At 57.9% G+C, this 3,215-nt stretch carries 3 protein-coding genes and 1 pseudogene; 2 read left to right on the top strand and 2 right to left on the bottom strand.

Features of this window, described 5'->3' with window-relative positions; all coding sequences use genetic code 11:
- A pseudogene (locus EN925_RS29350) lies at positions 1-346 on the top strand (hypothetical protein); the annotation flags it as partial.
- Between the two features lie 70 nt (positions 347-416).
- Here the strand turns inward: EN925_RS29350 and EN925_RS29355 are convergent.
- Positions 417-1,478: a 2-oxoglutarate and iron-dependent oxygenase domain-containing protein gene (locus EN925_RS29355; RefSeq protein WP_064993942.1), complete on the bottom strand. Its 1,062-nt coding sequence runs from the start codon at positions 1,476-1,478 to the stop codon at positions 417-419.
- A complete protein-coding gene (locus tag EN925_RS29360; protein ID WP_013530698.1) occupies positions 1,475-2,434 on the bottom strand; it encodes a LysR family transcriptional regulator in 960 nt (319 codons plus the stop codon). Before EN925_RS29360 ends, EN925_RS29355 begins: the two co-directional genes overlap by 4 nt.
- 59 nt (positions 2,435-2,493) lie before the next feature.
- On the opposite strand from EN925_RS29360, the gene EN925_RS29365 reads away from it, so the two are divergent.
- Entirely contained in the window at positions 2,494-3,183 is a 690-nt protein-coding gene (locus EN925_RS29365; RefSeq protein WP_164894463.1) for a BMP family ABC transporter substrate-binding protein, read from the top strand.
- The last annotated feature ends 32 nt before the right edge of the window (positions 3,184-3,215 follow it).

The raw sequence follows: 3,215 nt of genomic DNA on the forward strand, positions 1-3,215 counted from the left end.
GGGTAAGACCATGAGCGATATCCATTTTGGCACCGGCAAAATGCCCCCTGAAAACATTACCCCCCTCAGCATCGCCGACTGGCTGTGCCTTGCCGCGGCCATAGCCGAAACCGAGGCCCGCCACGCGATCCGAAAACCGCTGACCCGGACGACGAGCCGTGACTTCCTTATGCAGGTTTTCTGCTCCGTTGCTGCTCAAAGCCCAAATCGGGAAGACCGCGCTCCACCAAGCCCTCAAAGCCGAAAAATTAGCCACATCCACCGTCAAACCGAAATGGGTTCTTCTGGTGACGCCATGGCTAACCAGTTAACGCGACGCTACCCATCGAGGGTGCTATCATATTGATCTCGGTCAACGGACGGCGGGTATGCGATGCGCGGCCACAGGAGCGGCCGCGCATGACAGGATTATCCGCTTAAGCCGCGGTTTCGGCGCCGGCCTCGCTTTGCGCGGCATAGTGCGCAAATGTCGCCTTGAAGCGGCCGTTGACGTATTCGCCCGACGTGATCGGAGGGTACTTCGCAGGATGATCCTCATCAATGCAACTGGGAAGCACCTCGATCACGGCATCATAGTTTGGACCGAAGAAGAACGGGATCGAATAGCGTTCTTTGCCGGAACGATTCACCGCGCGGTGGACGGTCGAGGCGAAAAGGTCATTGGTCCAACGCGCCATCTGATCTCCCACATTGACGACGAAGCAGCCGGGGACGGGATCGGCCGCAATCCACTCGCCAGTTGCATTCAGTACCTGCAAGGCTGAAATACCATCCTTCTGGGCCAGGATCGTGAAGCACTCATAGTCCGAATGCGCCCCAATGCCGATCTGGCGGTCATCGATCTCGCCAAACTGCGGTGGATAGTGGAGCACCCGCAAAGTTGCGAGCGGCTTGCCGACCAGCAGGTCGAAATATGTCTCCTCCAACCCAAGAGCCAGAGCAAAGGCATGGAGCAGGTGGCCACTCAGCGTCAGCATCTCGGCATGGTAGGCTTCCAGTGCCGTTCGGAATTCCGGCCTGCCCGCTGGCCACTGGTTGGGACCGTAGAGTACTTTGCCGGCCTTCACGTCCGGATCGTCGGCTGGCACATCCAGCGCAATATCATAGGATTCGTGCAGGTCTCCGCGCGCGGTCGGATCCGTATTCTCTTCCAATATTGCCGCATAACCGCGATTATTCTTTGAATTGGAAACGTGATTCTCCATCTTCACGTCGTCGGATTCGGCGAAATACACCTCCGCCACCCCAAACGTGGCATCGATGACATCCTTCGGAACGTGATGGTTCTTGATATAGAGGAAGCCGACTTCCGTGCAGGCCTTGCGCAGTTCCTGGGCGAGCTTTCGCCTGGCCGCCTCGTTGCCTGCGAACATGGGCTCGAGATCGATGATCGGGATCTTGTCGAAGCTGACACGCTGCGGGTCGAGCCCTCCCCCTTTCATTGCACGCGCGCCATTACCGGTTTCAAGGACCTTCATTTTTCTGTTCCCTTTTCTTGCTGGCTTGCATCGAAGATTGTTTCGACGTAGTAGCGCGGCCCCGTGAAAACGAAGCCGGGCGAGAAGTAGCGGCCGCAGACATCCATGAACGCGGTCATCTTACGCGATGGGGCGTGCGGGCGCGATATGCGGATGCTGACCCGCTTTTCCGCGGACTCCCATGTGTCGAGCAACGGAATGAGGTGGCCGCGTTCACACTCGATCGTGGTGAAGAAGTGCGGTAGATAGGCAATGCCCTCGCCCGCAACGGCGAAGTACTTGATAGTCCAGTATTCGTTGGCGATCAGGTTGCTGCGCGGCAAGATACTTTCCTGCGCGGTACCTTTCTGTAGCCGCCAGTGCTGCAGGCCCGCCGAGGTGCGATAGACAATGCCCTGGTGTTCCGCCAAATCGGCGGGTTTTCGTGGCATCCCGGCACGCTCGACATAACTCTTGCTGGCAAAGAGTGCGAATTTTGCGGTGGAGAGCGTTTCGCCGACTTCGATACCTTCGTCCCATGAAATCACGGCGTCGAGCATATCGAGGCTCTCTGGCGCGTAGAGAACGTGCGGCGAAAAGAAGGTGAGTTCGATTTCCACCTTGGGGTAGAGCTTTCTGAACGCCATGAGCATCTGCGTGTAGTAGGCCGTGCCGAACTCCCCCGTGGCGCCGATCCGCAAGGTTCCGGTCACGTCGTCGCTCAGTTCCGTCACGGCGGCCCGCGCCGTATCGCAGCTTTGCAGGATCTGCCGCGCGTGCCCGAGCAGGGTTTGCCCTGCTTCCGTGAGCAACAGGACACGGCCGGAGCGCTCGAACAGAGCGACCTTCAGATCGTCTTCAAGCTGCTTGAGCCGGAGACTGAGCGTGGATTTGGGCAGGCCGTACAACTTCGCCGCGGCCGACAATGACCGCAGTTCCGCGATTTTTACAAATGATGCCAGAGCATCGGTGTTCATTTGATCGTTCACATTTCTGCACAAAGTGCCCAAAAAATGAGCATGATTATTTTTGTTGCATGAACGAACGTAATCGGCTGTTATGCACTGCACAAGAGCCAATTCGCTTTTGCCAAATCAAAAAAGACGCTCCGGCGGCAATCGTCACCGTGCAGGGAAGCTGCATGGGCGCGGCGTGCTTCCGGCTGAGAAAATCAAAGAAAAACAAGGGGAACCACGAAATGAAAGAGCGCAACACGAAGCCGTCCGACTCAGTTCGCCTGTTCGCGGCGGCGGCCACGGTTTTCGTATTCTGTGCTACGTCCGGCGCTTATGCCTTTACTCTGGAAGGGGCGCCCAAGGTCGCGTTCATCTACGCAAGTTCAGCGCAAGACGGCGGATGGAACGAAGCCCTCGAGGCCGGCCGCAAGGCCTTGGAGGAACAGCTACAGGTGCCCGTCTCGGTGACGGAGAACATACCGGAAGAGGCCACTAAGCTGCGCGCGGCGATCGATCTCTACGTCAAGCGCGGCTTCAACATCATAATCGGCACCACCTATGGCTACAGCGCCCCAATGGCCGAAGCGGCCAAAGCCTATCCGAATGTGGCGTTTCTGAGTGCTTCGGGCACGGAGAATGGGGCCAACATGGAAAGCTTCTATGCCCGCACTTACCAGGGTTGGTACCTTGCAGGCATCGCGGCAGGACAGGCGACGAAGACGAAGAAGATCGGCATCCTCGCCGGCTTTCCGGTCGGCGTGGTGAGCTAGGATATCAACAGTTTTGCACACGGGGCCCGTTC

It is taken from the genome of Mesorhizobium sp. M7A.F.Ca.US.006.04.2.1, assembly GCF_004022915.1.
GTDB lineage: Bacteria > Pseudomonadota > Alphaproteobacteria > Rhizobiales > Rhizobiaceae > Mesorhizobium > Mesorhizobium ciceri.

Bases quoted from the DNA above. Each gene is read 5' to 3' on its own strand.
- EN925_RS29355 (WP_064993942.1), bottom strand. From the start codon at position 1,478: ATGAAGGTCCTTGAAACCGGTAATGGCGCGCGTGCAATGAAAGGGGGA.
- EN925_RS29365 (WP_164894463.1), top strand. From the start codon at position 2,494: ATGAACGAACGTAATCGGCTGTTATGCACTGCACAAGAGCCAATTCGC.
- EN925_RS29360 (WP_013530698.1), bottom strand. From the start codon at position 2,434: ATGAACACCGATGCTCTGGCATCATTTGTAAAAATCGCGGAACTGCGG.